A 22907-nucleotide genomic window follows, 5' to 3' on the forward strand; every position below is an offset into this window, starting at 1 on the left:
GAATGTGACCTGCTTTTCGATTTCCAGCGGCGAAAGCGCCGGTGCAGTGGTGTTCACCTGGACCTGTTTGTTGGTGATGTCAGGGACCGCGTCGATCGGCAAATGCCGCAGCGACCACGCACCGAACAGAGCGACGCCGAGCGTCAGCAGCACGACGATCCAGCGGTGCCGGATCGAGAGAGCGAGGATGGAGCGGATCATGGAAAATCTTTCATGGGCATACTTCACTATCCGCATTCATCATGGCGAGGAGCGCTTGCGACGAAGCAATCCAGTCTGCGCAAGTGGCTTTGGATTGCCGCGTCGCTTCGCTCCTCGCAATGATCACCACAAACGAGTGAGTTTCGCTGCTAATGCTGGTGTTCGGCGGCGGCCTTGCCGAGATCGGCCTTGAGAATGAAGCTGTTGGCGGTAGCGATGCGTTCGCCGGGTTTCAGCCCGCTTGTCACTTCGGCCATGCGGTTGTTCTGCCGGCCCAGCGTGACAGGCCGCGCCTCGAAGCCATCGGTTGTGCGCACGAACACCACCGGCTTGCGCTCCAGCGTTTGCAGCGCCGCCATTGGTACGACAATGGACGTGGACGCCGGGTCCGGTGCGATCTCGGCGGTGACGAATGCGCCCGGCCGCCAGCGGCGCGCGGTATTGTCGACCGAGGCGACCACGCGCGCCGTGCGCGTCTCCTTGTCGAGCAGCGGGCTGATGAACAGGATGGTGGCGGGAGACGAGACGTCGCCGTCGGCGATGCGGATGGTCTGGCCCTCGCGGATATCGCGAAGGTCGGCGGGCGATACCGCCAGCTCGGCCCACACCACGCCAAGGTCGACGATGGTGAAGAGTTCGCTTTCCTGGCCCTCGCGACCCACCAGCGAACCGAGCTCGACCCGGCGCTCGGCGATGCGGCCGGAGATCGGCGCGCGCAGCTCCTGCCGCCGCAGCGTCTCCACCGGCTGCTGCGGCAGCGCCTCGATCTGCTCGGCATTGAGGCTGAGCGCGAACAGCTTTTGTCGCGACAGCTCGAGCTTGACGCGGGCATCCTCGAAAGTCGTGCGGGCGCGCAGAAAGTCGTTCTCGCTCATCACCTTGCCGTCCCACAGCGTTTTGGCGCGATTGAACAGCGTCTGCTGCAGGTCGATCACTAGCCGGGCGGCGAGGTAATCGCCCTTGGCATCGGCGACCTCGCGACTCTCGATGATGGCGACGACTTCGCCGACGGTTACCGCGTCGCCGAGCCGCTTGCGCAGTTCAGCGACCGTGCCAAGCAGCCGCACGGCGATGCGGGCGATGTGATCGCCGCTGGGCACGATCGAGCCGGGCACCGTGAGGCGTCGTTCGAGCGCGCCGGCGGCCACGGCTTCAACGGCGAATTTTCCGGCGTCGATCTGTTGCGCGCTAAGTTTCACGATGGCCTGCGCGTGAGGCGCGGGCTGTCCTGCCGGCGAGGGGGCCTGGGCCTGCAACGGCAGCGACGTGCCGAGCCACAGCGCGGTGGCTATCAGAATCCTGATCATGAGAAAACGTCCCGCACCGGGCGCCACGCGCCTGTGCCGTATTGATCCAATTATCCATGCGGTTCGGCTGCCGCGCCGTCGTCAGGACAGCGGGCAGGCCTTCGGCCTCGAGGCCGCGGCAAGGATCAGGCGCGGGGTGGCTTGAACGGCAGTAGTCCGGCCAGCATGGCGGGGGATTGGTCAACGGCGATTCCGGGCGCGCGCCACAGCCGGTCAATCGGCGAGCCCGCGCTGCTGCTCGGAGGCGCGGTGACATGGGACAGGCAGTGACCGCTATGGGCGGGCAGCAACTGATCCGGCAGATCGGAGGGCGCGCCGGAATCACCGCTGGTAATCACGGCGTTTGACGCGGGGGCCGCGAAGGCGAACCCGTCGCCGGCGCAGTGGATCAGCGACAGCAGCAGGCCGAGCGTCAGCGCCAGCACGAACGGCAGCCGTCGCATCCGGCTCGCGAATGTCCTGATCGTCGCGCTGGGGTGGGGCTGATTCATCGGACTTTCAGTGAGCCGCGTCGCGGCGACATCTTCGAGGTTTGATCAGATTGGCTGGCAGGACGCCATCGCGCAGGGTGACGCAGGGTCGGTCTCGATCTGCACGGTGGTATGACCGATGCCGAAATCGCGCTTCAGCCGCTGTGCAATGTCCAGCAGATAGGCATCGCCGGGCGGGCCCGCGGGCATCACCAGATGGCAGGTCAGCGCGATCTCGGTGGTGCTCATCGGCCAGATGTGCAGATCGTGGACCTGCGCCACGCCCATGCATTGTCCGAGATAAACGCGCACGGCGACGGGGTCGATGCCCGCCGGTACCGCGTTCAGCGACATCGCGGTGGAATCGCGCAGCAGGCCCCAGGTGCCCCAGACGATCAGCGCGCTGATCGCCAGGCTGATCAGCGGGTCGAGCCAGATCCAGCCGGTGAGCAGGATCACCAGCCCGGCCACCACCACCCCGGCCGAGACGGCGGCGTCGGCGACCATGTGCAGATAGGCGCCGCGGATGTTGAGGTCACCCTTGCGGCCGGAGGCGAACAGCCAGGCAGTGCCGCCGTTGACGGCGATGCCGAGCGCCGCCACCACCATCACGGTGACGCCGGCGACCGGTTCCGGGTTGAACAGCCGCCACGCCGCCTGCCAGGCAATGGCGCCGACCGCCACCAGCAGGAACACCGCATTGAACAGCGCCGCGAGAATCGAGGAGCCCTTCAGGCCGTAAGTGAAGCGCGGCGTCGGCGCCCGCTTGGCCAGGATCGCGGCGGTCCAGGCGGCTACCAGACCGAGCACGTCGGAGAGATTATGGCCGGCGTCGGCCACCAGCGCCATCGAACCGCTGGCATAGCCATAGACCGCCTCGATCACCACAAAGGCGCTGTTGAGGCCGATGCCGATCGCAAAGGCGCGGCCGAAACTGGCGGGGGCGTGGCTGTGCCCAGCGCGGCCATTGGCGTGGCCGGCAGGATCGTGCGAATGATCATGATGATCGTGATCGTGACGATGGGTGTCCATGGGACGGATAAACCGCGAATCCAGATCGAATACTATCACGTCGCACCGGCGCTCCCGGTTACAGCAGCGCCACGGCAAAGCGGCTGCCGACCAGGAACAGATAACAACCGAACGCGGTTTCCAGCTGGCGCTTCGTCATCGCATGCGCGGCCTTCACGCCCAGCGGCGCGACCAGCAGGCTGGTCGGCATCACCAGAATGGCGCCGATCAGCGATACGTAACCCAGCGCGAACGGCCATTGCAGCGGCGCCACCGCGGGGTACAGCGCCGCCGTCGGCCAGCCTGCATAGACATAGCCGATGGCGCCGGGCACCGCGATCAGCACCGCCAGCGCCGAGGACGTCGCCACCGACTGGTGGATGGTGCGGCCGTGAAACGTCATCAACAAATTGGAGAACAGCCCGCCGCCGATCCCCATCAGCGTCGACAACAGCCCTATCACAAAGCCGTAGGCCTTCATCAGCGGTCCCCGCGGCATGTCCTCGCCGAGCCGCCAGTGCTCCTTGCCGAACAGCAGCCGCGCCGCCGCCGACCACGCCACCGTCACGAACACGATCTTGAACAACCTTTCCGGTGCGTAGCGGGCGATCACGCTGCCGAGGATGACGCCGGCGAGCACCGGCAGCCACCATTGCCGAAGGATGGCGTGATCGACCGCGCCGCGGGCGTGATGCGCACGCCAGGAGCGGATCGAGGTCGGGATGATGATCGCCAGCGAGGTGCCGATACAGAGCGGCATCCGCACTTCCAGCGGCACGCCCGACAGTCGGAAACACTCATAGAACACCGGCACCAGAATGGCGCCGCCGCCGATCCCGAACACGCCGGCGAGAAAACCGGCCAGCGCGCCGACGACGACAAGCAACGCGGCCAATTCGAGCAATTCAGTGATGTTTAACCCTGCCATGCCGGTTTCCATCCTGCCTATTGTCCTTTGCCGATCCATAGCCACTTCATGAATCGTGCTTCACTGTAGAGGCTCGGCCATACCAGCAATAGCTGTCTATCCTCAGCAATGCAGGCATGATTTCAAGTTATGAATCGTAATCCGCAGTATGCGATTTCGCGATTGCACTCGGTGTTTTGAGTTCGTACATAGAATTGCTCTACGCGTTCCCCCTTCGGGCTTGTTGCTGCCCACCAACCTTTCGAAGTTGCCTATGACCGCCAGGATCGAACGCCCGCTTTCTCCCCATCTTCAGGTCTATCGCTGGACGCTGACGATGGCGCTATCCATCGCGCATCGCGCCACCGGGGTAGCGCTGTATTTCGGTACGCTGCTGCTGGTGTGGTGGCTGGTCGCGGCCGCTTCCGGCCCGACGGCCTACGCCCATGTTCAGGCCTTTACGGGCAGTATCATCGGCCGCCTGATCGCCTTTGGTTACACCTGGGCGTTGCTGCACCATATGCTGTCAGGCGTTCGCCATCTGGTCTGGGATCTTGGTTATGGCTTCAAGCCGAGCGAGCGGGAATGGCTGACTTGGGCCGCCGTAATCGGCGGTGTCGGCCTCAACGTGTTGCTCTGGATTGTGGCCTATGTGATCGGAGGCGGACGATGAGTTCCCCTAATAGTCATTCTTCGAAATCGATGCGCACGCCGTTGGGCCGTGTCCGCGGTCTCGGTTCCGCGACGTCCGGCACGTCGGATTTCTGGCGGCAGCGCCTCACCGCGGTGGCGATGGTTCTGCTGATGATCCCGGTGATCGTGATCGTGATGTCGCTGCTCGGACGCAATCAGGCAGGCGCCGCGCAGATTCTGGGCTCGCCGCTGGTTGCCATCATCATGCTGCTCTTCATCGTCGCCAGTACCTGGCACATGAAAATAGGTATGCAGGTGGTACTTGAAGATTACGTTCATGACGAGAAGATCAAGCTGGTGGCGATCATGGCCAACAACTTCTTCGCGGTCGTCGTGGCGCTCGCATCGATTTACGCCATCCTTAAACTTTCATCCGGAGTATAGCGCATGGCCGCTAATGGCAACGGCGCGAACGGAGCAGGCATTGCCGCCTATCCGATCGAAGACCACACCTACGATGTTGTTGTTGTTGGCGCCGGTGGCGCCGGGCTGCGCGCCGTCGTCGGCTGCGGCGAAGCGGGGCTTCGCACCGCCTGCATCACCAAGGTGTTTCCGACCCGCTCGCACACCGTCGCGGCGCAGGGCGGCATCTCGGCCTCGCTCGGCAACATGCATGAGGACGACTGGCGCTGGCACATGTACGACACCGTCAAGGGGTCGGACTGGCTGGGCGACCAGGACTCCATCGAATATCTGGTGCGCAACGCACCGGCCGCCGTTTACGAGCTCGAGCATTGGGGCGTGCCGTTCTCGCGCACCGAGGAGGGCAAGATCTATCAGCGCCCGTTCGGCGGCATGACGCTGGACTATGGCAAGGGCCAGGCGCAGCGCACCTGCGCCGCGGCCGACCGCACCGGCCATGCCATGCTGCACACGATGTATGGCCAGGCGCTGCGCCACGCCGCCGAGTTCTTCATCGAGTACTTCGCGATCGACCTGATCATGGACGACCAGGGCGTCTGCCGCGGCGTCATCGCGCTCAAGCTGGACGATGGCACGCTGCATCGCTTCAAGGCGCAGACCACCATTCTCGCTACTGGCGGCTATGGCCGCGCTTACGCGTCCTGCACCTCGGCGCATACCTGCACCGGCGACGGCGGCGCGATGGCGCTGCGTGCCGGCCTGCCGCTGCAGGACATGGAGTTCGTCCAGTTCCACCCGACCGGCATCTATGGTTCGGGTTGCCTGGTCACTGAAGGCGCGCGCGGCGAGGGCGGTTACCTCGTCAACGCCGAAGGCGAGCGCTTCATGGAGCGTTACGCGCCCTCGGCCAAGGATCTGGCCTCGCGTGACGTCGTGTCGCGCGCGATGACCATCGAAATGCGCGAAGGACGCGGCGTCGGCAAGAAGAAGGACCATATCTTCCTGCATCTCGACCACCTCGATCCCAAGGTGCTGCATGAGCGTCTGCCGGGCATCTCGGAATCCGCGCGCATCTTCGCCGGCGTCGATGTCACCAAGGAGCCGATCCCGATCACACCGACCGTGCATTACAACATGGGCGGCATCCCGACCAACTTCCACGCCGAAGTCGTCACCAAGCGCGACGGCGACGACAACGCGGTGGTGCAGGGACTGATGGCCGTGGGCGAGGCCGCCTGCGTCTCGGTGCACGGCGCCAACCGGCTCGGCTCCAACTCGCTGATCGATCTCGTGGTGTTCGGCCGTGCCGCGGCGCTGCGCTGCGCCGAGAAGCTGACGCCCGGCGCCAAGCAGCCGGATCTGCCCGCCGATTCCGCGACCAAGTCGCTGAGCCGGCTCGATCACTACCGCTATGCCAAGGGCGGTACGCCGACCGCGAAGCTTCGCGAAAGCATGCAGGGCGTGATGCAGACCAACTGCGCCGTGTTCCGCACCGGCGAAGTGCTCGATGAGGGCATGGACCTGATTCACAAGGTGCATAGCGGCATCTCGGATGTCGGCGTCACCGATCGCTCGCTGACCTGGAATTCGGACCTGATCGAAACCCTGGAATTCGACAACCTGATCGTTCAGGCGGTCGTGACCATGGATTCGGCGGCGAACCGCACCGAGAGCCGTGGCGCGCATGCCCGCGAGGATTTCTCGGCGCGCGACGACGTCAACTGGATGAAGCACACGCTGGCGTGGCTCGATGCCGACGGCAAGACCGACATCAAGTACCGCCCGGTTCATGATTACACGATGACCAATGACGTGCAGTATATCCCGCCGAAGGCGCGTGTGTATTGATGACAGTGAAGGCTTGAGAAGATGGTCGAGTTCGCACTTCCGAAGAATTCAAAGATCACCGGTGGCAAGGTATGGCCGAAGCCGGACGGCGCCACGCTGACGCGCGAGTTTCGCGTTTACCGCTGGAATCCGGATGATGGCAAAAATCCCGCTGTCGATACCTATCATATCGATACCGGCGATTGCGGCCCGATGGTTCTGGATGGCCTGATCTGGATCAAGAACAATATCGATCCGACCTTGACCTTCCGCCGCTCCTGTCGCGAGGGCGTCTGTGGCTCCTGCGCCATGAATATCGATGGCCAGAACACACTGGCCTGCACGATGGCGATGGATGACGTCAAGGAAGGCGCGGTGAAGATCAATCCGTTGCCGCATCAGCCGGTGATCAAGGACCTGGTTCCCGACCTGACCAATTTCTACGCCCAGTATGCGTCAATCGAACCGTGGTTGAAGACCACCACGCCGACACCGCAGAAGGAGTGGAAGCAGAGCCACGACGATCGCGCCAAGCTGGACGGTCTGTACGAGTGCATCCTGTGCGCCTGCTGCTCGACCTCGTGCCCGAGCTACTGGTGGAACAGCGACCGCTTCCTCGGCCCCGCCGCTCTGTTGCAGGCGACCCGCTGGGTCAAGGATTCGCGCGACGAGGCCACCGGCGAGCGTCTCGATAATCTCGAGGATCCGTTCCGGTTGTATCGCTGCCATACCATCATGAACTGCGCCAAGGCGTGCCCGAAGGGACTCAATCCCTCCGAAGCCATCGCGGAGCTGAAGATGATGATGGTCGAGCGTCAGGTCTGACGCTCGCGATGTCGACATGACCACTAACGTCCTCGAACTCGGTCTCGACACGTTCGGGGACGTGACCACCGGCGCCGACGGAGCGCCGTTGCCGCACGCGCAAGTGCTGCGCGATCTGATCGACGAAGCCGTACTGGCCGATCAGGTCGGCGTTGATTTCATCGGCATTGGCGAGCATCACCGCGCTGATTTCGCGGTCTCGGCGCCTGAAATAGTGCTGGCGGCGATCGCGGCGCGCACGACGCGTATTCGGCTCGGCTCCGCCGTGACCGTGTTGTCGTCCGACGATCCGATCCGCGTGTTCCAGCGCTTCTCCACGATCGACGCGCTGTCGAGCGGCCGTGCCGAGGTGATCCTCGGCCGTGGTTCGTTCACCGAATCCTTTTCGCTGTTCGGCTTCGCGCTGGGTGATTACGAGACGCTGTTCGAGCAGAAGCTCGATCTGTTCGCGGCGCTGATTCAGCACAAATCCGTGAGTTGGGAGGGCAGCATTCGTCCGCCGCTGAAGGACCAGCAGGTATTTCCGCCGGTCGAGCACGGGACTCTGAAGACCTGGATCGGGGTTGGCGGCAGCCCGGAATCGGTGGTGCGCGCGGCGCGCTACAATCTGCCCCTGATGCTGGCGATCATCGGTGGCGATCCCACGCGGTTTGCGCCCTATGCGGATCTGTCCAGGCGCGCTTACGCGCAGCTCGGCCAGCCGGTGCAGCCGATTGGCGTGCATTCGCCGGGCTATGTCGCCGACACGGATGAACAGGCCCGTGAGCAGCTATGGCCGGACTACCGGATCATGCGCGACCGGATCGGCGCCGAACGCGGCTGGCCGCCGATGCGGCGCGCCGAGTTCGACCAGGAGGCCGACCACGGTTCGCTCTATGTCGGCTCGCCGGAGACGGTCGCCCGCAAGATCGCCGCGACCGCGAGGGCGCTGGGCCTGTCGCGCTTCGACATGAAGTACAGTGCCGGCGGGCTGTCGCACGGCCGCATGCTGCGCTGTATCGAGCTGTACGGCACAAGGGTGATCCCGATGGTGCGCGAGATGCTGGCGTAGCCGTCATGCGCTACGCCAGGCCTCCACAGGCTCAGTCGCCTTTGACAAACGCCTCGAATGTTTCGGCATAGTCGGGATGCCAGCGCGACAGCGCCGGGCGGTTCTCGATGACGTCGCCGATCGCCCAGGCCATGCGGCGCTCGTCGAGCTGGCGCGGCACGTCGTTGTCCGGGCAGAGAATGTAGAAGTCACCGGCCTCGATGCGCGCGAAAGCGAAGTCGACGGTCTGCTCCGGCGTCCAGGCGGCGGCGGGCTTCTCGGTGCGATCGCCCGCTGTCAGCCCGGTGAAGACGAAGCCGGGGATCAGCAGATGTGCCGACAGCTGGTGGTCGGAGGTGTTGCGCAATTCATGCTGCAGCGCCTCGGTGAAGGTTTTGACGCCGGACTTCGAGACGTTATAGGCAGGCGAGCCGGGCGGCGTGGTGATGCCCTGCTTGGAGCCGGTATTGATCACCAGGCCGGGGCGGCCGCGCGCGATCATGTTGGGCACGAACACCTGGGTGCCGTGGATCACGCCCCAGAGGTTGACGCCGAGGATGCGTTCCCAATTGTCCAGCGGATCGAACATCCTGGCGCCAGGCTGGATGCCGGCATTGTTGATCAGCACGTCGGTGCCGCCGAAACGGTCGCGCACCGCGGCCTCAAGCCGCACCAGCGTCTCGCGCCGGCTGACATCGATGGCCATCGCCATCACGCTGGCGGGTCCCTTGGGCGCGATCGATGCCAACGCCGCCGCCGCGGTGGCGAGGGCGGGTTCATTGGTATCCGCGATGCAGACCCGCAGGCCAGCTTGGGCCAGCCGCGTTGCCGCGGCAAGGCCGATGCCGGATGCACCGCCGGTGATGACGGCGACCGCGCCGGGCGACAAGGCTGCGTGGGACATGGGGCTCTCCGAGATTTTTATTCTCATGCCATCTAGCCACTCCGGGCTGCGATTGCATGGGGGCCGGCGAAAGAGAGAGGCACGTCACGGCGCTGTTGCCTATTTTTTAGCCGGTCGAAACCCGGTGTCGCATCGGTTGCGCCTTTGCGCCAGACGGCATGCACGAAAGCCCGCCTTGATCCGGATAACACTTGGACTGGCACGGCCTGTGCTAGCTTGGGATGTGCTTATGGATCACAGGGGGGAATTGAGATGTTTCGCAGACTGGGTTTGACCGCGCTCGCGGGCGCGTTGCTGGCCGCATCGGCCATCTCGGCCAGCGCTGAAACCGATCTCAAATTCGCCCTCGACTGGAAATTCGAAGGCCCGTCGGCGCCGTATTTCGTCGCCATCGACAAAGGCTATTACAAGGCCGAGGACCTCAACGTCACCGTCGACTCCGGTCCCGGCTCGGTCGCCGGCATCGCGCGCGTCGCGGCGGGTACCTATCCGATCGGCTTCTTCGACATCAATTCGCTGGCGCGTTTCCGCGACCAGAACCCGGACAAGGACATCAAGGGCGTGCTGATGGTCTATGACCGTCCGCCGTTCTCGATCGTCAGCCTCGCCAAGTCCGGCATCAACGCGCCGAAGGATCTCGAAGGCAAGATCCTCGGTGCTCCGGCGCCGGACGGCGCGTTCGCGCAATGGAAGGCCTTCGTCAAGGAGAACAAGATCGACGACAGCAAGGTCAAGATCGAGAATGTCGGCTTCCCGGTGCGCGAGCCGATGCTCGCCGACGGCAAGGTCGACGCCATCACCGGCTTCTCGTTCTCGTCCTACTTCAACCTGATGTCCAAGGGCATCGCCGAGAAGGATATCAAAGTGATGCTGATGTCGGACTACGGCATCGTGCTGTACGGTAACGCCATCATGGTCAACCCGGAATACGCCAAGGCCAATCCGAAGGTGGTCGCCGGCTTCGTACGCGCCACCCTCAAGGGCATCATCGACACCATCAAGGACCCGGAAGCCGCCATCAAATCGGTGATGAAGCGCAACGAGACCGCCGACGAGAAGATCGAACTGGCGCGCCTGAAGATGTCTCTGAAGGACAATATCGCAACGCCCTGGGCCAGGGCCAATGGCGTCGGTGACATCGACGAAAAGCGGATGGCGGAATCGATCGAGCAGATCGCCGTCACCTATGAGTTCAAGGCCGCCAAGCCGAAAGCGTCCGACCTCTTCACCTCGCAATACCTGCCGCCCGCCGCCGATCGCAAGTTCTGAGCCGGAACGGGAAGCGGGATCGCCGGGCATGGAAGCGTTCGTGGATATCGACGGCGTCACGCTGAAATACCGTGGCGCCTCCGGGGATATTGTGGCGCTGCGGGACGCGACGCTGAAAATACAGCGCGGCGAATTTGCCGCGGTGGTCGGCCCCAGCGGCTGTGGCAAGTCGACCCTGATGCGGCTTGTCACCGGGCTGCACAGACCGACCGCGGGCACCATTGCCATCGATGGCCGCGAAGTGAAGGGGCCGGTGAAGATGGCCGGCATGGCGTTCCAGAACGCCAACCTGCTGCCGTGGCGCAAGGTGATCGACAATGTGCTGCTGCCGCTGGAGATCGTCGAGCCGTATCGCTCGCAATTCCGGTCCCGCAAGCTTGAATTCCGCGCGATGGCGGAGAAACTGCTGGCGACCGTCGGCCTTGCCGGCTTCGGCGATCGTTTTCCGTGGGAGCTGTCCGGCGGCATGCAGCAGCGCGTCTCGCTGTGCCGGGCGCTGATCCATGAGCCCGCTCTGCTGATGCTCGACGAGCCGTTCGCGGCGCTCGATGCCTTTACGCGCGAAGAACTCTGGTGCGTGCTGCGCGACCTGTGGCAGCGGCTTGGCTTCACCGTGATCCTGGTCACGCATGATTTGCGCGAGGCCGCGTTTCTCGCCGACAATATCTACGTCATGAGCGCGCGCCCCGGTCATATCGTGCAGATCAAGTCGGTCGACATCCCGCGCCCGCGCGATCTCAAGGTCACCTACGACAAGGATTTTGGCGAGATCGTTCTCGAATTGCGCATGAAGATCGCGGAGGTCCGTCAGGCATGAATCCGCGTGTGGTCGAAAAGCTCTCACCCTGGATCTTCACGGTCGCGATCTTCCTGATCTGGGAAGCCTCCTGCAGGGTCTTCAACGTCAATTCATCGGTGCTGCAGCCGCCGTCGGCGGCATTCGCGGCGATGTTCAAATACTGGAAGGTGTTCGCCTATAATTCCTGGGTTACCCTGTGGGTGACCATGGTCGGCTTCGCGCTGGCGGTCGGCTTTGGCGTGATGCTGGGCCTGCTGGTCGGCTGGTCGCGCACCATCTATCGCGGCCTGTATCCGGTGATGGTCGGCTTCAACACCATTCCGAAGGTGGCGATCGTGCCGCTGCTGATCCTGTGGTTCGGTATCGGCGAAATCCCGGCGATCGTCACCGCCTTCCTGATCTCGTTCTTTCCGATCGTCGTCAACATCGCCACCGGCCTTGCCACCACCGAGCCCGAACTCGAGGATGTGCTGCGCGCGCTCGGTGCCGGCAAGCTCGACATCATGTTGAAGGTCGGCATTCCGCGCGCGCTGCCCTATTTCTTCGGCTCGCTGAAAGTCGCGATCACGCTGGCCTTCGTCGGCACGGTGGTGTCGGAGACGCTAGGCGCCAATGCCGGGCTGGGCTATCTGATCGCGCTGGAAGGCTCCTCATTCCGCATGGCCAATGTCTATGCCGCCCTGCTGCTGCTCGCTTTCGAAGGTGTCCTGATGTACGCGGTGTTTGCCTGGATCGAGCAGCATTTCACCAAATGGGCGTTCCGCTCGCAGATGAATGTCGCGGCCTGACTTGAATGAGGGCGCACGACCAGATACCAAAACGATTATCAGAATACCTTTTTGCCGAATTTGCATTCCAATTATTAGCAAGAGCTAGTTTGTTTCATCGGTATTCGTAACGGTCCTTCCACCCGTCGGCGGTATTCAATTCCGCAGGGGAAATTTCATGAACCGTGCGGTAGAAGACCTGGCGCCATCAATGCGAGCCGAGGCCAGCTTGGCGAATCTGACGATCTCCGGGGTCGAGCATGCGCGGCGGGAGAGTTCGGTTCGCGTCCTGATCATTTGCGGCATGCTGATGGTCGGTTGCATCGTGCTTGGCACGGCGGTGACGGCTGTCAATTTTCGCAGCCGCGCGCTGGCCCGGACCGACGGCGAACTGCGCGACACGACGCTTCTGCTGGCGCGGCATTTCGACCAGCAACTCGACGACTTCTCCGCCTTGCAGGGCACGCTCAGTTCACAATCCGCTTTCCCCGACATTGGCAACACCGCCGATCTGAATCGCCGGCTTTCAACCCTCGATCTCCATCGTCTGCTGCAAGCCACCGTTGGCCGGAATGACCATGTTGGCTCGCTGAGCGTGTTCGACAGCACCGGCACGCTGGTGAATTCATCGATTGAATTTCCGGTCCCCGACATCTCGATCAAAAGTCGCTCGTATTTTCGGGATTTGCGTGATGATCCTTGGCGCCATTCGTCCATGGGCGAGCCGATTCCGGCCCGGATCGATGGCGACTGGGTGACGCCGTTGGCACAGAAGATCGCCGGTCGGGACGGAACGTTTCTCGGCGTATTGCGCAGCGGACTGAAGCCCGGCTATTTCGAGTTTTTCCTTGAATCCCTCGCGCTGAGCGATGGCGCGGTTATCACGGTGCTGCACCGCAACGGTACGATCATTGCGCGCTATCCGCACGATGAAGCTGCGATTGGCGAGGTGTTTTCCGACCGTCCGCTGCTTCGCAAGGCCCTCCTTGATGGCACCGTCGGCTCCGGGCAAACCGTCGATGCAAATAATGGCCAGGAACTCATCGGTGCCGCGCGCGCGCTGCGGGATTTTCCGATCGTCATCGTCGCCACTCGGCCGGTCATAGCCGCGCTGGCGGAGTGGCGGAAACAAACCCAGTTGCTGGCCGCCGCCGCGGCAACGTCCAGCCTGCTCATCGCAGCCATTTTCCTGCTCATCGTCCGGGTGATTTCGAAGCGATATGCGGCGCTCTCCAGCAGGCTCGCTGAAAAGAAACGCAAGCTGGCAGTGGACAAAGACCGGCTCGACACGGCTATCAACAACCTCAATCAGGGGCTGATGCTGTTCGACGGCAACAACGATCTGGTGCTGTTCAACAGCCGCGCCATCGAAATGTACGGGCTGTCCACCGATGTGATAAGGCCCGGCATCAGCCTGCATCAGGTGGTTGCTCACCGCAAGCAGACCGGTTCGTTCCATGGTGATGTCGATGAGTTTTGTGCGAAGCTCATCTCGGAACTCGGGCAGTCGTCACCGCACATTGTACGAACGCTCGACGGCCGTTCGATGCTCATCGTCAACAAGCCCATCACCGCGGGTGGCTGGGTCGCGCTACATGACGACATCACCGAGCGAACGCGATCCGAGCGGAAGATCTCCCATCTCGCCCATTACGATGCGCTCACCGACCTGCCGAACAGGATGCTGTTTCATGCCAGGCTGGAGGAGGCGCTCTTGGCGGTGGGCAACGGTACCGTCTGCGCGCTGCTGTACATCGATATCGATGAGTTCAAGCATATCAATGACTCGCTCGGACACCCGGTTGGCGACCAATTCTTGAAAATCGTAGCCGGCCGGTTGCGTGGCGTCGCGGGCTCGAGGGACTTTGTCGCGCGCCTCGGAGGCGACGAGTTCGCGGTTGTTCGCACCGGTCCCGCCGGAACGGAGTCTCTGGTTTGTCTCGTCCAACAGGTGCTCGAAGCGATCCGCGCGCCTTATACTTGCCTCGGACACCGGCTTTCCTCGAACGCAAGTATCGGCATTGCGATTGCTCAGGAGCACGGCGCCAATCTCGACGACCTGTTGAAGAAGGCCGACCTGGCGATGTATGCCGCGAAGGCCGACGGGCGTGGCACTTATCGATTCTTTGAAGCGGTGATGGAAGCGCGCCTCATGGCGCGCCGTGCGCTGGAGTCCGACCTCGAGCAGGCGGTCGTGACGCGGCGCTTCAGCGAGAGCGGATTCGAGGTGCAATACCAGCCCATTATCCGGTTCATCGATCGCAGCATCGTCGGCTGTGAGGCGCTGTTGCGCTGGCACCATCCGGTGCGCGGCATGATCCCCCCAGCCGATTTCATTCCGGTCGCCGAGGAAATGCGTTTCATCGACGAACTTGGCGACTGGGTTCTCGCCGAAGCGTGCGCGGAGGCCGCGAACTGGCCGGATCATGTCAGGATCGCTGTCAACGTCTCGCCCATTCAGTTTAAAAATCCGGGTTTCGCCCTCAAGGTCGCCAGCACGCTGGCGCGGGCGAATCTGGGCATCGGTCGGCTCGAACTGGAAATCACCGAGGCGGTGTTGATCGAGGATGACGACAAGACGCGTGCGACCTTGCATCAGCTGCGAGGCATCGGAGTCCGGATCGCGCTCGATGATTTTGGCACCGGTTACTCCTCGCTCAGCTATCTGCGGCGCTTTCCGTTCGACAAGATCAAGATCGACCGGTCCTTCATCAAGGACATCGATACATCGGGGGCCCGCGCGATCGTGCAGGCCGTGGTGACGATCGCTTCCGCCATCGCCATGACGACGACCGCCGAGGGGGTCGAGACAGAGCAGCAGTTCGCCACCTTGCAAGCCCTGAATTGCGACCACATGCAGGGGCATCTTGTCAGCACGGCGTTGCCGGCCATTGAACTGAGGCGACTGTTCTTTGCGCGCGAAACGGAAGCCTTCGTCGCATAGCCGAACCTCCGCCGTCGAAGGCCGGCGCGGGGCACCGCGCCGGCCCGTCGGATCAGGCGTCCTCCGACAGCCACAGAAAGCCATCGCGTTTCTGGATGCCCGCGCGCACCGGGGCGGTCGGATAGGTCGCGGCCAGCGCGTTAAAATCCTCGTCGAGGTCCGGGGCGCGGGCGGCAAGGGAGACCAGCGCCGTGACCTTGGGATCGATGCCGGCCTCGGTGATCACCATGCCGGCATCGGAATGGCCGACCAGCACAACCGGACCGTCCTGCGCGGCCAGCACACGCTGGGTCGCGGCAACGTCGTCGGCCAGTGAAGTCAGTGGATTCTGCACCGCGGTGACGTTGACCCCCCGCGCCTGCAGCAGCGGGATCACCTCCGACCAGCGCGCAATCCGGCAAGGTTACCCGGCACCGTGGCATTGGTACGGTTCACTGTTTGCGGTATATATCTGCCACAAATCAGGCAGGGACCGTGAAGACCGAGCAACAGAATTCTCTCAGGGTGCTGCGCTGGATGATGGCCGCCTCGTTGGCCTTTCCGCTGGCGCTGTTCGTGTATGCCGCTTCGGCGTCATGGGTCACCACGCTGGACATCGCCGACCGCGAAATCGAACGCACCGTCGATGTCGCCCACGAACACGCCCTGAAAGTGTTCGAAACCATCGATCGCAGCCTCTCGGAAATCAACGAGATGGTGCGAGGCAAGTCCGACGCCCAGATCAAGGCGGAGGAACAGCCGCTTTATGTCCGGCTCAAACAGCTGGCCGAGGCGCTGCCGCAGGTGAAATCCGCCTGGGTATTCGACGCCCGGGGCCATGCGCTGGCCAACAGCATGATGCTGTCGGCACCCACCATCGACTTCAGCGACCGTGATTATTTCCAGGCCCATCTCGGCGGCGACAAGGACATCGGGACCTTCATCGGCAGATCGCTGCTGCCGCGCCCACCCTATCAGGGCGCTCCGTTCTTCAGCGTCAGTCGCCGCCGCGAGTCCGCCGCCGGCAGCTTTGCGGGCGTGATCCAGGCCTCTGTGCTGCCGGAATATTTTGCCGATTTCTACGCCCGGATCGGCCGCGATCCCGGTAGTTTTTTCGCGCTGGGACTGGTCGATGGATCGGTGCTGGTGCGCTACCCGGCGCAGGACGGTGCGACGCCCGCCGATCCCGGTCCCGTTGGTGAAACGATCGCGCGTTCGGGCGACGGCCTGATCACGGTGATGTCGCCCGGCGATGGCATCGAGCGCCGGCTCGGCTATCGGCAACTGGCCGGCTACCCGATCTACGTGGCGGCCGGGCTGGAGACATCGGCGATTCGCGCGCGCTGGCTCACCACTATCGGACAACATCTTGTCTTCGGCATTCCCGCCACGGCATTATTGTTTTTGCTGCTGCTGATGGCGTTGCGCCGCACCCGGACACTCAATATCGAGGCGACGAAGCGACGCGAGGCGGAAGACGCGTTGAAACATGGCCAGCGGCTTGAGGCGCTCGGCCAGTTGACCGGCGGCGTCGCCCACGACTTCAACAATCTGCTGACGGTGATCCGCTCCTCCGTCGACCTGCTGCAGCGGCCGGATCTCGCGCCGGAGCGCCAGGCGCGCTATGTCGCGGCGATCTCGGACACCGTCAACCGCGCCGCCAAGCTGACCGCGCAACTGCTGGCCTTTGCGCGGCGGCAGACCCTCAAGCCGGAAGTTTTCGACGTCGGCCAGTGTGTCCGCTCGGTCAGCGACATCGTCGGGACGCTGACGGGGTCGCTGGTCGAGATCGTGATCGAATTGCCTGACGATCCGCTGTTCATCGATGCCGACGTCGGCCAGTTCGAGACCGCGCTGATCAATATTGCCGTCAATGCCCGCGACGCCATGAAAGGCGAAGGTCGACTTACGATTAGCGTGCGCGCCGCGGATGATTTGCCCGATGTCAAACAGCCCAGCCGGGCCCGTGGCTACGTCGCGGTATCGGTCAGTGACACCGGGATCGGTATTCCCGCCGACCAGTTCGAGCACATCTTCGAGCCGTTCTTCACCACCAAGGAGGTCGGGCAGGGTACCGGCCTCGGTTTGAGCCAGGTGTTCGGCTTCGCCAAGCAATCCGGCGGCGAGTTGGTGGTCGAAAGCACGCTGGGCCACGGTAGTACCTTCACGCTATATTTGCCGCGGGTGTCAGGCGAGAACGTGGCCAAGGTGGCGGCGGCGAATGACGATGCGGTCGTCGATGGCCATGGCATGTCGGTGCTGGTGGTCGAGGATAACCGCGACGTCGGCCAATTCGCGGTCGATGCGCTGGGCGAACTCGGCTACGCGACGGTGCTGAAGTGCAACGCCACGGACGCGCTTGCCGAACTGTCGCGCCACGCGGCGCGCTACGCGGTGGTGTTCTCCGACGTGGTGATGCCGGGGATGACAGGTATCGAAATGGCGCAAGAAATCCGGAAACACTATGCCGACCTGCCGGTCGTGCTTACCTCAGGCTACAGCCACGTGCTGGCGCAGAACGGCACCTTCGGATTCGAACTGCTGCAGAAGCCCTATTCGATCGAGCAGTTGTCGCGGGTGCTGAGCAAGGTCGGGCGCTGGCGGCGGGGGCAACAGGACATTGAACTCGAACCCCGACCGTCATCCTGAATCCGATGACTCCGCGGCCGGTCAACCGATTTCCCGAGGCCATGAAACGCCGCTGGGAACCCGATGGAACCTTCTGAAATTACTGGCGTTATGGCGGCATGAATAAATCCGCCGTTGACGAATCCGCCGCCGTTCGAGCCCCCATTGTCGAGGTCGTCGCCGAGACGGGCCAGCATATTGAGCCGCCGCCACCGGAAGTGATCGAACCTGACCCGGAGCTATCCCCCGCGGAAGCCGAGCAGGCGCGAAAAGACTATCTGCTGACGCGGTTCTGGATCAGCGCCAAGGGATTCTGGGGCAACGACGGCGACAGGCTCGCCTGGGCATTCTCGATCGGGCTGCTGCTGCTGATCGTGACCAATATCGGCTTCCAATACGGCATCAACGTCTGGAATCGGGCGATCTTCGATGCCATCGAGAAGCGCGATGCCGCCAGTGTCTGGCATCTCACCGGCGTGTTCTTTCCCCTCGCCATCGGGAGCGTGCTGCTCGGCGTCGGCCAGGTCAATGTGCGGATGTGGCTGCAGCGCCGCTGGCGGGCCTGGCTGACCAATGCCGTAGTGTCGCGCTGGCTCACCAGCGGACGCTACTATCAACTCAATCTGGTCGGCGGCGATCACCAGAACCCGGAATACCGCATTGCCGAGGATCTGCGTATCGCCACCGACTCGCCGGTCGATTTCGTCGCCGGCGTGGTCTCGGCATTCCTGTCGGCAACGACCTTCATCGTCGTGCTGTGGACCATTGGCGGCGCGCTGACGCTGAGCTATGGCGCGACCGTCGTCACGATCCCGGGCTTCCTGGTGATTGCCGCCGTGCTCTACGCCGGGATCGCGTCGGGCTCGATCATGACCATCGGCCGCGCCTTCGTGCAGACCTCCGAGGACAAGAACCAGGCGGAGGCGGAGTACCGTTACGCCCTGACGCGGGTGCGCGAAAATGGCGAGAGCATCGCGCTGCTCGGCGGCGAGGAGGAAGAGCGCGCCGGCATCGACAAGACCTTTGCCAACGTACTGCGGCAATGGGCGCGGCTGGCCGGCCAGCACATGCGTACGACGCTGGTGTCGCAGGGCTCAAGCCTGATCGCGCCTGTCGTCCCATTGCTGTTGTGCGCGCCCAAATTTCTTGATGGCAGCATGTCGCTGGGGCAGGTGATGCAGGCCGCCTCCGCCTTCACCATCGTGCAGGCAGCTTTTGGCTGGCTGGTCGACAATTATCCGAGGCTGGCCGACTGGAATGCCTGCGCACGGCGCATCGCCTCGCTGATGATGTCGCTTGACGGCCTCGAGCGCGCCGAACGCGGCGACGGCATTGGCCGCATCCAGCGTGGCGTAACCAGCGGTGACACCATGCTCAGCCTGCATGATCTGTCGGTGACGCTCGATGACGGCACCGCCGTGGTCGGCGAGGCCGAGGTTGCGATCGAGGCCGGCGAGCGGCTGCTGGTGGCCGGTGAATCCGGTACCGGCAAGAGCACGCTGGTGCGCGCGATCGCCGGGCTGTGGCCGTGGGGCGGCGGTAGCGTCAATTTCCACGCCGATCGCCGCTTGTTCATGCTGCCGCAGAAACCCTACGTGCCCTCCGGCACCCTGCCCCGCGCCGCGGCCTATCCGGCGGCGGCGGAGGACTGGAGCGTGGAGGAGATCGGCGAGGCGCTCGACAAGGTCGGACTCGGCCATCTCAAGGAAAAGATCGAGGAAGACGCGCCGTGGGACCAGACACTGTCGGGCGGCGAGAAGCAACGGCTCGCCTTTGCCCGATTGTTCCTGCACCATCCCGATATCATCGTGCTCGACGAGGCCACCTCGGCGCTCGATGCCAAGAGCCAGGACCAGATGATGGAGTTGCTGACGCAGCAGCTACCCGATGCCACCGTGGTCAGCGTCGCGCATCGCGCCGAGCTGGAAGCCTTCCACAGCCGCAAGATCGTGCTGGAACGCCGCAAGGGCGGCGCCAAGCTGGTCAGCGACATCGAGCTGGTCCCGCGCAAGGGCAAGCGCAAGCTGCTGGGGCGTTTTTTGCGTGGCCGGCAAGCAGTATAAATGCTGCGCTATATTTGCGGCACAGCGGCACTAAATCCGAATGAGCCAGTTGAAGCGCACCTGCAACGAGGTGCTTTCAATGGTTGTCGATGAGAGTTTGCGTATCGCGGATTCGTTCCGAGATTTGATCGCGTCTGCCCCTTTCCCCTGCGTCGGCGCCAAGTCGGCTCTGGCGAAGGGACAAATGAACGTGATCGTCGCCCGCGACATCCGCTCGAACTGGGACGATCGCCGTATCTATGATGGGATTTCGGAAATCGTAAAGAAGTATCGCGCCGATCGCGCGCTGTTCCAGAGTTTCGCGGTGATCTTCGAGACGCCGGATAATCTCGACGAAACCACCTTCGAACATTTTCTGTGGAAGCGTGCCGAATCGCTGTCCAACAAGGATGCATGGCTCGGCCGCGAATATGATCGCCGCGTCAGCAGCGATCCCGGTGATCCACATTTTTCGCTGAGTTTCGAAGGCGAAGCCTTTTTCATCGTCGGCATGCATCCGCGGGCCAGCCGGCCGGCGCGGCGGTTCGAGCGGCCCGTGCTGGTGTTCAACCTGCACGACCAGTTCGAGCAGCTGCGCGAACAGGGCAAGTACGATAGGCTCCGTGCCACGATCATGAGCCGCGACGTGGCGATCTCCGGGTCGGAAAACCCGATGTTGGCGCGGCACGGCACTATTTCGGAAGCCCGTCAGTATTCCGGCCGGCCTGTTGGTCATGACTGGCGGTGCCCATTCAATCCCGTGGAGAGATCATGACCGTGCAGATGATCGAACCGCGCTCCGGCACAGGCTTCACTCTGAACAAGGGGCAGCGCCTGACCGTGATCGACCCGCAAGGCGAGCAGGTCGCGGATCTCGTCGCCTTCGATCTGGCCGACAGGCGCGAGGTGATCTCTTCCGGCCGCAGCCTCGACTACGCCAGCAAGCTCTATCTCACCACCGGCGATCCGATCTATTCGAACCGCAGCAATGTGATGCTGCGGATCGTCGAGGACACCGTCGGTCGCCACGACTTCCTGCTGACGCCATGCTCGCGCGACACCTTTCGCATCATCTATGGCGATGAGCACCCGCATCGCGGCTGTTTCGGCAATCTCGAACACGCGCTGGCACCTTATGGCATCGAGCCCGACCAGATCCCGGTGGCGTTCAATTGCTTCATGAATGTCGTGCTTGACCCCAGGGACTGGTCGATGAAGGTTGATCCGCCGCTCAGCAAGGCTGGTGATCACATCAGCTTCTTGGCCGAAACCGATCTGCTGATCGGGCTGACGGCCTGTTCGGCGCTGCAGTCAAACAATTACGCGTTCAAACCGATCCACTACCGGATCGATTGATCACTTCAGCGCGGGCAGCACGAGGATCGCGATATTGGTGAACAGCCCGCCGGCATAGGTGGCCGAGCGCAGGCTCGGCCGGTCGACGATGTAGAGATATGAATAAGCGATACGGAAGGCGATATAGAGCAACGCCAGGATGTTCAGCGTAGAACTCGCGGCGCCGAAGCTCAGCGCGGCGACCACCGCCACGGCGAAGAACGGAAAATTTTCATATGCGTTCTGGTGCGCGGCGTAGGCGCGGCGCCTGGCACCGGTCAACTGTTCGGCGCTGTCACGTGGCGTATGATTGTCGCGTGAGCCTGATTTGGCATAGGCGATGAGCCCCAGTGGCAAAAGGGCGGCAAGCAGAATGCTCCAATAGGCGATCGGCATGTGAAGCTCCCTCGAAAATCCGGTGATGCGGGGTTCCAGCGTCGCTGTCAAACGGATCTTCGGGGAACCTCGAAGGTGCCGCATCGTTAGTGCGGACAACACCACAGAAGAGAACCAAATGTCCAATGACAATGCCGGTGATACCGACCACGCCTGGGCGCTGATGAAGAAGATCGGCTTTGCGATGATGGTGACTCGCGACGGCGACAAGATGCGCGCCCGTCCGATGGCCGCCCATGTCGACCGCGAGGCCAATAGTATTTATTTTTTGAGTGATGCGCGACGTCACAAGGACGAGCAGATCGAAAAAGATCCCAACATGAATTTGTCCTTCGCAGATGCGGGCGACCACAAATATGTTTCGGTGACCGGCACCGCGGTGGTGTCAAACGACCGCGCCAAGATCAGGGAACTGTTCAACACGCCGGCCAAGGCATGGTGGGACAGCGCCGAGGATCCGAATATCCGCGTCCTCAAATTCACACCGGACGATGCCGAGTTCTGGGATTCGCCGGGCACCGTAATCAGCTATGTGAAGATGGCGGCGGCGGCGGTGACCGGCACGCGTCCCGATCTTGGTACCAACCGAAAGGTGGCGATCTGATGCCGCTCGGCCCGGTCGAGGATCCGCCGATCAAGCCAGGCCAGCCCGCGGAGCCTCCGCAGGAGAGCCCGCCGGGCAATCCGCGACCGGAAATTCCGACCCCGGTGCGCGAGCCCGATGCGCCATCACAGCCCGACGAATTGCCAGGCTATTCGCCGGAGGATTTGCCGACAGGGCCGGACGTCAATCCGGGCCAGCCGGACATGCCGCCATCGCCCACCATGTAGCGATACTGACGGCCTGAACGCGCTGTGAACAGAGGGCGTTCAGGCCGATCTCGCGCGCAAAATATAATGACATGCGGCTTTGCGGGCCGCCACAATCCGGCCTAACCATTATCAGTTGATCGTTGTGCCGGTGTTCGGCCACACGTTTATTGAAAAATTTGCGGGGACCCAAGGTCATCATGACAAAACTTCGCTTCGCACTGCTGGCCACGACCGCGCTCAGCGTCGCGCAATTGGCAGCTCCCCCTTCTAACGCACTGACTGCGGAGGCGTCCTTTGTCGTCGCGCAGGCAGCCCCACCTGCGCCGGAAGGGGAGCCGAAAGGCGAGCCGAAGCAGCCGCCGAAGGGCCCGCCGCCGGGGGCCGCGCCGCCGCGACC

At 63.2% G+C, this 22907-nt stretch carries 22 protein-coding genes and 2 pseudogenes; 16 read left to right on the forward strand and 8 right to left on the reverse strand.

The features are described 5' to 3' along the window. The 5 genes from Q0S16_RS15840 to Q0S16_RS15860 all read right to left on the reverse strand — a co-directional run. A partial coding sequence (locus Q0S16_RS15840) for an efflux RND transporter permease subunit (RefSeq protein WP_295849928.1) occupies positions 1-201 on the reverse strand: 201 nt, incomplete at its 3' end. A gap of 149 nt (positions 202-350) precedes the next feature. Further along, positions 351-1508 (reverse strand): efflux RND transporter periplasmic adaptor subunit, encoded by a 1158-nt coding sequence (locus Q0S16_RS15845; RefSeq protein ID WP_295849929.1) that lies wholly within the window; start codon positions 1506-1508, stop codon positions 351-353. Between the two features lie 125 nt (positions 1509-1633). After that, on the reverse strand, positions 1634-1999 hold the full coding sequence (locus tag Q0S16_RS15850) for a ferrichrome ABC transporter substrate-binding protein (RefSeq protein WP_295849931.1): 366 nt from the start codon (positions 1997-1999) through the stop codon (positions 1634-1636). Positions 2000-2044: 45 nt separating this feature from the next. Continuing rightward, a complete protein-coding gene (locus Q0S16_RS15855) occupies positions 2045-3010 on the reverse strand; it encodes a cation diffusion facilitator family transporter (protein ID WP_295849933.1) in 966 nt (321 codons plus the stop codon). Positions 3011-3068: 58 nt separating this feature from the next. Then, a complete protein-coding gene (locus Q0S16_RS15860; RefSeq protein WP_295849935.1) occupies positions 3069-3917 on the reverse strand; it encodes a sulfite exporter TauE/SafE family protein in 849 nt (282 codons plus the stop codon). A gap of 253 nt (positions 3918-4170) precedes the next feature. Here Q0S16_RS15860 and sdhC point away from each other — a divergent pair, with 253 nt between their 5' ends. From sdhC to Q0S16_RS15885, 5 genes are read left to right on the forward strand one after another with little or no spacing between them, the layout of a single operon-like run. Further along, a complete protein-coding gene (sdhC, locus tag Q0S16_RS15865; protein ID WP_295849937.1) occupies positions 4171-4569 on the forward strand; it encodes a succinate dehydrogenase, cytochrome b556 subunit in 399 nt (132 codons plus the stop codon). A 29-nt stretch (positions 4570-4598) separates the two neighbouring features. Continuing rightward, positions 4599-4973 carry a succinate dehydrogenase, hydrophobic membrane anchor protein gene (gene sdhD / locus Q0S16_RS15870; protein ID WP_295849939.1) on the forward strand — a complete coding sequence of 125 codons (375 nt, stop codon included), beginning with the start codon at positions 4599-4601 and terminating at the stop codon, positions 4971-4973. 3 nt (positions 4974-4976) lie between these two features. Then, entirely contained in the window at positions 4977-6800 is a 1824-nt protein-coding gene (sdhA, locus tag Q0S16_RS15875) for a succinate dehydrogenase flavoprotein subunit (RefSeq protein WP_295849940.1), read from the forward strand. A gap of 21 nt (positions 6801-6821) precedes the next feature. After that, positions 6822-7604, forward strand: coding sequence for a succinate dehydrogenase iron-sulfur subunit (locus Q0S16_RS15880; RefSeq protein WP_295849942.1), 783 nt, complete (start codon positions 6822-6824; stop codon positions 7602-7604). A gap of 16 nt (positions 7605-7620) precedes the next feature. Beyond that, on the forward strand, positions 7621-8655 hold the full coding sequence (locus tag Q0S16_RS15885) for an LLM class flavin-dependent oxidoreductase (RefSeq protein WP_295849945.1): 1035 nt from the start codon (positions 7621-7623) through the stop codon (positions 8653-8655). A 31-nt stretch (positions 8656-8686) separates the two neighbouring features. Here the strand turns inward: Q0S16_RS15885 and Q0S16_RS15890 are convergent, their stop codons facing one another. Next, positions 8687-9538, reverse strand: coding sequence for an SDR family NAD(P)-dependent oxidoreductase (locus Q0S16_RS15890; protein ID WP_295849948.1), 852 nt, complete (start codon positions 9536-9538; stop codon positions 8687-8689). A gap of 252 nt (positions 9539-9790) precedes the next feature. Here Q0S16_RS15890 and Q0S16_RS15895 point away from each other — a divergent pair, with 252 nt between their 5' ends. The 4 genes from Q0S16_RS15895 (at position 9791) to Q0S16_RS15910 (ending at position 15317) form a co-directional block, all read left to right on the forward strand. Beyond that, entirely contained in the window at positions 9791-10807 is a 1017-nt protein-coding gene (locus Q0S16_RS15895) for an ABC transporter substrate-binding protein (protein WP_295849950.1), read from the forward strand. Between the two features lie 28 nt (positions 10808-10835). Further along, positions 10836-11624 (forward strand): ABC transporter ATP-binding protein, encoded by a 789-nt coding sequence (locus Q0S16_RS15900; protein WP_295849952.1) that lies wholly within the window; start codon positions 10836-10838, stop codon positions 11622-11624. Then, positions 11621-12394, forward strand: coding sequence for an ABC transporter permease (locus tag Q0S16_RS15905; protein ID WP_295849954.1), 774 nt, complete (start codon positions 11621-11623; stop codon positions 12392-12394). The genes Q0S16_RS15900 and Q0S16_RS15905 overlap by 4 nt, the downstream gene beginning before the upstream one ends. Before the next feature lie 157 nt (positions 12395-12551). Beyond that, positions 12552-15317, forward strand: a complete 2766-nt coding sequence (locus Q0S16_RS15910) for an EAL domain-containing protein (RefSeq protein ID WP_295849956.1) — start codon at positions 12552-12554, stop codon at positions 15315-15317. A 55-nt stretch (positions 15318-15372) separates the two neighbouring features. Here the strand turns inward: Q0S16_RS15910 and Q0S16_RS15915 are convergent. Continuing rightward, positions 15373-15708, reverse strand: a pseudogene (locus Q0S16_RS15915) (alpha/beta fold hydrolase); the annotation flags it as partial. Between the two features lie 83 nt (positions 15709-15791). Here Q0S16_RS15915 and Q0S16_RS15920 point away from each other — a divergent pair. The 4 genes from Q0S16_RS15920 to Q0S16_RS15935 all read left to right on the forward strand — a co-directional run bounded on the left by Q0S16_RS15920 (position 15792) and on the right by Q0S16_RS15935 (position 21322). Continuing rightward, entirely contained in the window at positions 15792-17945 is a 2154-nt protein-coding gene (locus Q0S16_RS15920; protein ID WP_295849958.1) for a hybrid sensor histidine kinase/response regulator, read from the forward strand. Positions 17946-18043: 98 nt separating this feature from the next. Further along, on the forward strand, positions 18044-19987 hold the full coding sequence (locus Q0S16_RS15925; protein ID WP_295849960.1) for an ABC transporter ATP-binding protein/permease: 1944 nt from the start codon (positions 18044-18046) through the stop codon (positions 19985-19987). A 79-nt stretch (positions 19988-20066) separates the two neighbouring features. Further along, positions 20067-20741 (forward strand): guanitoxin biosynthesis heme-dependent pre-guanitoxin N-hydroxylase GntA, encoded by a 675-nt coding sequence (gene gntA / locus Q0S16_RS15930; RefSeq protein WP_295849970.1) that lies wholly within the window; start codon positions 20067-20069, stop codon positions 20739-20741. After that, entirely contained in the window at positions 20738-21322 is a 585-nt protein-coding gene (locus tag Q0S16_RS15935; protein ID WP_295849962.1) for an urea carboxylase-associated family protein, read from the forward strand. Before gntA ends, Q0S16_RS15935 begins: the two co-directional genes overlap by 4 nt. Here the strand turns inward: Q0S16_RS15935 and Q0S16_RS15940 are convergent, their stop codons facing one another. Further along, positions 21323-21697 (reverse strand): MAPEG family protein, encoded by a 375-nt coding sequence (locus tag Q0S16_RS15940; RefSeq protein WP_295849964.1) that lies wholly within the window; start codon positions 21695-21697, stop codon positions 21323-21325. Positions 21698-21815: 118 nt separating this feature from the next. On the opposite strand from Q0S16_RS15940, the gene Q0S16_RS15945 reads away from it, so the two are divergent. The 3 genes and pseudogenes from Q0S16_RS15945 to Q0S16_RS15955 all read left to right on the forward strand — a co-directional run. Further along, positions 21816-22301 carry a pyridoxamine 5'-phosphate oxidase family protein gene (locus Q0S16_RS15945; RefSeq protein WP_295849966.1) on the forward strand — a complete coding sequence of 162 codons (486 nt, stop codon included), beginning with the start codon at positions 21816-21818 and terminating at the stop codon, positions 22299-22301. Beyond that, positions 22301-22528 (forward strand): hypothetical protein, encoded by a 228-nt coding sequence (locus Q0S16_RS15950; protein ID WP_295849968.1) that lies wholly within the window; start codon positions 22301-22303, stop codon positions 22526-22528. The genes Q0S16_RS15945 and Q0S16_RS15950 overlap by 1 nt, the downstream gene beginning before the upstream one ends. A gap of 179 nt (positions 22529-22707) precedes the next feature. Continuing rightward, positions 22708-22907, forward strand: a pseudogene (locus Q0S16_RS15955) (OmpA family protein); the annotation flags it as partial.

This window comes from Tardiphaga sp. (assembly GCF_025356345.1).
Lineage (GTDB): Bacteria > Pseudomonadota > Alphaproteobacteria > Rhizobiales > Xanthobacteraceae > Tardiphaga.